This window comes from Methanospirillum sp. (assembly GCF_035406105.1).
In the GTDB taxonomy this organism is placed as follows: Archaea; Halobacteriota; Methanomicrobia; order Methanomicrobiales; family Methanospirillaceae; genus Methanospirillum.
Window position 1 is genome coordinate 1 of record NZ_DAONKG010000149.1, and the last position, 6,233, is coordinate 6,233.

Sequence of the window (6,233 nt, forward strand, 5' to 3'; positions counted from 1 at the left end):
CCCTGGCTTTCGAATATTGTCATGAAAAACCGGAGATCCTCCTCATTACAGCGGGCAGGTGTGGCAACAATCGTCTGCCCCCGGATGGTTCCGACAGTCGGGCCAAACATGGGATGAAGCCCAATAACACGGGCTTTTGAAGTAAGCATTGCCCTGACCGGTTCGGTCTTCAGCGATGTCAGGTCGGCGAGGATGTGATGCTCACCTAGGATTGGTGAAATCTCATGAATGAGTGGGACAGTATCGCGTATCGGAACAGAAACGATGATGACATCAGCACGGCCCGCGATCTCTTCTTTCGTTGTCTGCGTCTTGCGGCCGGCAATGAGCACCTCATGCCCTGCCTGTTGAAATACCTGTGCAAAGAGACGCCCCATCCCTCCGGTTCCGCCAATGATGCCAACCTTCATGTTATTTCTCAATGATGGTCTCATCAATTGCCATTCCGAAATGACGGCCGCCACGCTCAACCCGGCCTAACACCACATCACCTGGTTTGAGTGAAGTTACCGATACAGCTGAGTAATCCGGACGCACAAGTCTGATGGTTTCAGCATTCTGCAGGATAACGGATACATGCTGCCCCTCGGCCTCCGCTTCAACAAGAAAGAGTGGGCGTCGTTCAATCTTTACCCGGCCGACGGTCGCTTCCCGGCAGGACCCGTTTCCATGGACAATCATGACCCGGTCACCGGCTTTCAGGTCTGCAAGATACGCTGTTTTTCCCCCAATAACCTGCACATAGGCATGGACCCCACCGGCATTCACCCGGAAGGGCCGGGGTGCAACATACGGATTGACAAGTGTTTCAGCATGTACCAGAAAAAAACCGGATGAGGTATTCCCGACAAGCATCCCTTCCCCGTCAACCATGAGAGAACAGGTATCGACACAGACCCGCTCACCCATCCCTGCAGGTTGAACTGCCTTTACCGTCAGACGGTGGAGCTCCTGCCCGCTCATCATGGATCGGGCCATGCGGGTAATTGATCTGACAAGGTCAGGATCATCAGTTTTGACTAGAACACCTGCAACTCCTTTCTCAAGAACAGTAAGTGCCTGTTCTGCTTCTTTTAGACTTGAAACGACTGCAATAACATTATCCCCACATGCCACAAGGTTCTCCAATGGAATGATCGTCCAGTCGGGAGTGTGCACAATAATCCGGCATGTCTTTGCCGCGTTCATTGCCTCTGTCTGATCATCGGAATTTTCTATGGACATCTCACGGATATCCTGATTCAAAACCAGATCTCCATCAGGAGCGATGACCAGTATCATGCCAAGTTCCCGGACCGGCCCTGCTGAATCGGCAACAACACCGTCAGCTCCCGACTCAAGAGCTGCAATGGCAAGTTCCTTATTCCAAGGCCGAAGATCAACAAATACCTGTTTCATGATTCCTCAGATGTTTTCCGGCCTGACTCCGTCATGAACAACTTTTGATACATTTGAGACGAATTTTGCAACGTTATCCCGTTGGAATGCATTTCTTCCCATGCAGACACCGGCACATTTTGCAAAGTGGACGGCATCATAAATCGTTTTGTATGTGTCACCGTCTTCTCCCTTTTCACCGCCTGCAATCAGAACAGGAATGGAAGAGGCTTTGACAATCTTTGCAAATGATTCAGGATCACCAGTGTAATTTGTCTTGACCAGATCAGCACCCAGTTCCTCGGCAACCCGGACCGCATGGCCAACATGACGTGGGTCGGTCGGATCAATCCCCTGCCCACGCGGGTAGATCATCGCAAGGAGTGGAATTCCCCATCGATTACAATCACGAACAACCTGTCCTGCAGACTCGATCATCTTTGATTCCTGCGGAGCACCAAGGTTGATGTGTATGGAAACAGCATCAGCGCCCAGGGATACCGCCTCTTCAACACTACAGATGAGCACCTTATCATTCGGGTCCGGGTTCATGCTTGTTCCGGCGGAGAGATGAATGATAAGTCCGATATCACGGCCCTTTCTCCGATGCCCCGGACGGACGAGCCCTTTATGGAGAATAATGGCGTTTGCTCCTCCATCGGAGACCTCAGCAACCGTCTCAGTCATGTTGAGCAGGCCGTCAATCTGTCCGAGGGTCATCCCGTGATCCATCGGGATAATAACTGCTTTTCCCGTATTACGGTCCATTATCCGTTCAATACGGATCTGTTTCCCAATCATAGCATTCCTCCTTTCAGCATCTCATGGACCTCTGCCGCACTCATCCCTTCATGCACAATTTTTGCACAGGCACGAACGAAGGATGCCGGATTTGCATGCTGGAATGCATTTCTCCCGATGGATAATCCGGCAGCGCCCCCTTCCATCGATCCCTCAATAAGTTCAAGCGTTGTCAGGTCATCGGTCTTTGAGCCTCCTGCCACCACTACCGGGACCGGACAACCCCTGGTCACTTCCCGGAACGAGTCAGGATCACCGGTGTAGTTTGTTTTTACAAGATCTGCTCCAAGTTCAGCCGCCACCCGGGCTGCAAGCCTCACATGTTCCACGGCATGCTCATCTTTAATATTACGTCCACGCGGGTACATCATGGCAAGAAGCGGAACTCCCCACTCCATGCATTCAATCGCAACGTGGCCAAGATCGGTCAGCATCTGTGCCTCTGAATCAGCCCCGATATTGACATGCATCGAGACTGCATCAGCACCCATCTTCAAGGCATTCGTCACCGAATTGACGAGAACCTTCTCATTTGGATCAGGACCGATTGCAGTTGATGCCGACAGATGCAGTATCAGCCCGACATCATGACCCCGTTGCCTGTGTCCATGCAATGCCAGCCCTACATGGCCAAGTACTGCGTTTGCTCCACCTTCTGCCACTGAATTTACCGCATCAGGAAGATCAACAAGACCATCGATGGGGCCAAGGGTTACTCCATGGTCCATTGGCACAATGATCGTCTTTCTTGTGTTGCGGTTCATGATTCTTTCAAGTCTGATATCTTTGCCTCTCATAACAGATCACTCCAAATATGGTACGAGTGATCACTCAGTACCAAAAAAACGGATAAAAGCTAAAAAAGAACGAATAATAGCAATATTCGAGCGAATTTCCGATCATTTCGGACGACAAGCCGGGAGGAGCATGGCTGCACTGAATGACAGGCATTGTACCCTCCACGCAGGTTGTCATGATCAGGGGTCAGTCTGGCTCCATATAAAGATATCGTTGTCCGTGCTATGACATGGCATGGCATGATCATCCATCCCATGGAATTTGACACATCACGCACAAAAAAATAGAGATTTACTTCTTCGCCTTCTTGATCTGGATGACGTCCCCCATCGTGGTAGTCATCCTGGCATGATGAAGGTCGGCCGGTTCAGATGAGCCATCATCAAGAAGACTGATAATAAGTATTTTCTCCAGTTTTTTCCGAACCTCATCTTCCGGTATCAGTTCACCTTTTTCAAGCTTCTTAACGAGGAGTTCACGCTCCATCATGGCTAGAGCAAGATCTTTCTGGGTCATTCCCAGTTTCATCCGTGCATCCCGTATCCGATCGGCATAATCTTCAACCAGATCGCCGCCCATACGGTCAAACAGATCCCTGGACCGCTGGACCGGGGGTTTTCCGGTGACTCCGGTACCGGCATACCCGGATGACCGGACCGCCTGTAATGCAGATGTCCGGGGAGCACCCTGCACTTCAGTTCCATATTTTGCACAGGCATTACATACCGAGAGCTCGGCCCCTTCGATCCTGATCCGTTTCAGAGGGCCTTTGGAATCTGCGCCGCACATTTCACACTGCATTTTCGCAAACATCATATAGTCACTTACCCCTATATACCTGATTGATCAGATGGCAGAAGCAGCCCGCCACCCGGATGATGTGAAAACTCCTGAGGAGTTATACCGGTATTTAGTAGACCGGGTTGCAGGAATGGAATCGCAGAACCAGGAATTGAAGGAGCAGATACGGCAACTGGAGTCAGATAAGCGATATATTGAGACCCAGAAGATCCGATATGAGCGCGAGGTCAGAAAGCTGAAAAGCGAGATTGAACATCTCAAGACCCCGCCACTCATCGTGGGAACCGTAACTGATATCATCGATCCCGGCCGCGTGGTCGTACGATCAAGTGCGGGGCCGCGGTTCCTTGTCAGGGTATCCCAGGCAGTCAACCCAAGTACCCTGAAAGCAGGTGTCAGGTGCACATTAAACCAGCAGTCCCTGGCGATTGTGGAAGTTCTTCCAAGCACCTATGATTCACAGGTCTATGGAATGGAACTGGTTGATGCTCCGACTGAAACATACGAGGACATCGGTGGTCTTGAAAAACAGATCATGGAGATTCGGGAAGCTGTTGAGCTTCCGATGACACGGCCTGATCTGTTTGAAAAGATCGGTATAAACCCGCCCAAAGGTGTCCTGCTCTATGGCCCGCCTGGAACCGGAAAGACCCTTCTTGCAAAGGCCGTTGCACATGAGACACATGCAATCTTCCTGCATACCGTCGGTTCAGAACTCGTGCAGAAATATATAGGAGAAGGAGCACGCCTGGTCAGGGAACTCTTTGACCTTGCAAAAGAGAAGGCACCTTCCATCGTTTTCATTGATGAGATTGATGCCATTGGTGCCTCACGCACTGAGGCCATGACCTCCGGAGACCGGGAAGTGCAGCGGACACTGATGCAGCTCCTCGCAGCAATGGACGGATTTGAGCCACGAGGTGATGTAAAGATTATCGGGGCGACGAACCGGATTGATATTCTTGACGCTGCCCTTCTTCGGCCCGGCCGCTTTGACCGGATCATCGAGATCCCGCTCCCGGATACTGAAGGCAGGTACTCTATCCTGAAAGTCCATACCCGATCCATGAATCTGTCAGATGATGTAGATCTCATGGAAATTGCAAGGCTTACTGAAGGGAGAAACGGAGCAGACCTGAATGCAATATGTATGGAGGCAGGGATGTTTGCTATCCGCAAGGAACACCCCCAGGTCTGTCATGATGACTTCCTGACTGCCCTGAATAAATTCAGATGTGACTTTGAACGGGATCAGCGACTTTCCACAGCAGGCGTCATGTTTGCCTGATTATACATCCGCTTCTTCTTTTTGAAGATCTCCCTTTTGTGTGCCTTTTCCAGAGAGAAGGAGATGGCTGACTGAATACTCATCTTCAGAACACTGAACCTCATAGATATACCCAGCCGGTATGAGCGATCCTGGAGGCGTATCCATTTCAGGACAAGCAGTATATTTGAAAAGATTTCCATCCCCCTGTACCCAGTACCATATCTTCCACGGCCATGGATGTGCAGGAGAGGATCGCTCCACATATCTCGTCCTTGCAACCGACGGAGTACAATACACACCAGGACTTATTTCAAAGAGATGTTCAGAGCCAAATTTTCGTATAAAGTACTTGAGATCAGAAGCCAGAGAGAGCGCTGCAGAGAGCGAACTGAGCTGCACCAAAATACCGACCGGGATCTCAATTGGATCATAAAACCGAAGAGCATTCCAGGCGGTCTCTGATCTCTTCAGTTCCTGGTATATTCTGATACCCGGTCTGCTGAATATCAGCAGATTCATAAAAAAGCAGGATTAGCGGAACATCCGCTCTTCAGTATCATGCTCTTCGCCGGCAACCTTGTTTATGGCATCAAGCATATCCTGGTTGGTGACTTCAAATGCACTCTTCCGGACTGCAAACATACCTGCTTCCCTGCAGACGGCCTGAATCTGCGCCCCGGTCAGCCCTTCTGTCAGAAGTGATATCTCTGCAAAATTCACATCCGGAGAAAGAGTCATCTTTCGTGTGTGGATCCTGATTATCTCTTCCCTCGCAACAATATCAGGTACAGGAATCTCAATAATCCGGTCAAACCGTCCGGGACGAAGAAGTGCCGCATCAAGCATATCAACCCGGTTGGTAGCTGCCATAATCCTAACATCGCCCCGGTTGTCAAACCCGTCCATCTCTGCGAGCAGCTGCATCAGTGTTCGCTGGACTTCAGCGCTCCCACTGGTGCCATCATTCGTCCGGGTGGTTCCGATAGCATCAATCTCATCTATGAAGACGATCGACGGGGCCCGATCCCGTGCAAGTGCAAAGAGTTCACGAACCAACTGGGCACCTTCACCGATATACTTGTGCACCAGTTCGCTCCCGCTCATCCGTATGAACGTGGCTTTTGCATTGTGGGCAACCGCTTTGGCAAGCAGGGTCTTCCCCGTTCCGGGGGGGCCGTATAACAGG

Annotated in this window: 8 protein-coding genes; 1 reads left to right on the top strand and 7 read right to left on the bottom strand. The window is 50.8% G+C overall.

What is annotated here, in order from left to right:
- The 5 genes from PLA23_RS09380 to PLA23_RS09400 form a co-directional block, all read right to left on the bottom strand.
- Window positions 1-410: prephenate dehydrogenase/arogenate dehydrogenase family protein (locus PLA23_RS09380; RefSeq protein ID WP_324474972.1), on the bottom strand; the 410-nt coding region annotated here is incomplete at its 3' end.
- 1 nt (window position 411) lies between these two features.
- Complete coding sequence (locus PLA23_RS09385; RefSeq protein ID WP_324328707.1) at window positions 412-1,398, bottom strand: 3-dehydroquinate synthase II; 987 nt, start codon at window positions 1,396-1,398, stop codon at window positions 412-414.
- A 6-nt stretch (window positions 1,399-1,404) separates the two neighbouring features.
- Window positions 1,405-2,178 (bottom strand): 2-amino-3,7-dideoxy-D-threo-hept-6-ulosonate synthase, encoded by a 774-nt coding sequence (locus PLA23_RS09390; RefSeq protein ID WP_324328705.1) that lies wholly within the window; start codon window positions 2,176-2,178, stop codon window positions 1,405-1,407.
- A complete protein-coding gene (locus PLA23_RS09395; protein ID WP_324328703.1) occupies window positions 2,175-2,975 on the bottom strand; it encodes a 2-amino-3,7-dideoxy-D-threo-hept-6-ulosonate synthase in 801 nt (266 codons plus the stop codon). Before PLA23_RS09395 ends, PLA23_RS09390 begins: the two co-directional genes overlap by 4 nt.
- A 292-nt stretch (window positions 2,976-3,267) precedes the next feature.
- Complete coding sequence (locus PLA23_RS09400) at window positions 3,268-3,765, bottom strand: multiprotein bridging factor aMBF1 (RefSeq protein WP_324474974.1); 498 nt, start codon at window positions 3,763-3,765, stop codon at window positions 3,268-3,270.
- A gap of 61 nt (window positions 3,766-3,826) precedes the next feature.
- Here PLA23_RS09400 and PLA23_RS09405 point away from each other — a divergent pair, with 61 nt between their 5' ends.
- Window positions 3,827-5,065, top strand: a complete 1,239-nt coding sequence (locus PLA23_RS09405; protein WP_324330432.1) for a proteasome-activating nucleotidase — start codon at window positions 3,827-3,829, stop codon at window positions 5,063-5,065.
- On the opposite strand, the gene PLA23_RS09410 is transcribed toward PLA23_RS09405, so the two are convergent.
- Together PLA23_RS09410 and PLA23_RS09415 are read right to left on the bottom strand one after the other, a co-directional pair.
- Window positions 5,066-5,566, bottom strand: a complete 501-nt coding sequence (locus tag PLA23_RS09410; RefSeq protein WP_324330433.1) for a hypothetical protein — start codon at window positions 5,564-5,566, stop codon at window positions 5,066-5,068.
- Window positions 5,567-5,578: 12 nt separating this feature from the next.
- Window positions 5,579-6,233: AAA family ATPase (locus PLA23_RS09415; RefSeq protein ID WP_324474977.1), on the bottom strand; the 655-nt coding region annotated here is incomplete at its 5' end.

Excerpts from the sequence above, each read along its gene's own strand:
- PLA23_RS09385 (WP_324328707.1), bottom strand. The coding sequence starts at position 1,398 with ATGAAACAGGTATTTGTTGATCTTCGGCCTTGGAATAAGGAACTTGCC.
- PLA23_RS09390 (WP_324328705.1), bottom strand. The coding sequence starts at position 2,178 with ATGATTGGGAAACAGATCCGTATTGAACGGATAATGGACCGTAATACG.
- PLA23_RS09395 (WP_324328703.1), bottom strand. The coding sequence starts at position 2,975 with ATGAGAGGCAAAGATATCAGACTTGAAAGAATCATGAACCGCAACACA.
- PLA23_RS09400 (WP_324474974.1), bottom strand. The coding sequence starts at position 3,765 with ATGTGCGGCGCAGATTCCAAAGGCCCTCTGAAACGGATCAGGATCGAA.
- PLA23_RS09405 (WP_324330432.1), top strand. The coding sequence starts at position 3,827 with ATGGCAGAAGCAGCCCGCCACCCGGATGATGTGAAAACTCCTGAGGAG.
- PLA23_RS09410 (WP_324330433.1), bottom strand. The coding sequence starts at position 5,566 with ATGAATCTGCTGATATTCAGCAGACCGGGTATCAGAATATACCAGGAA.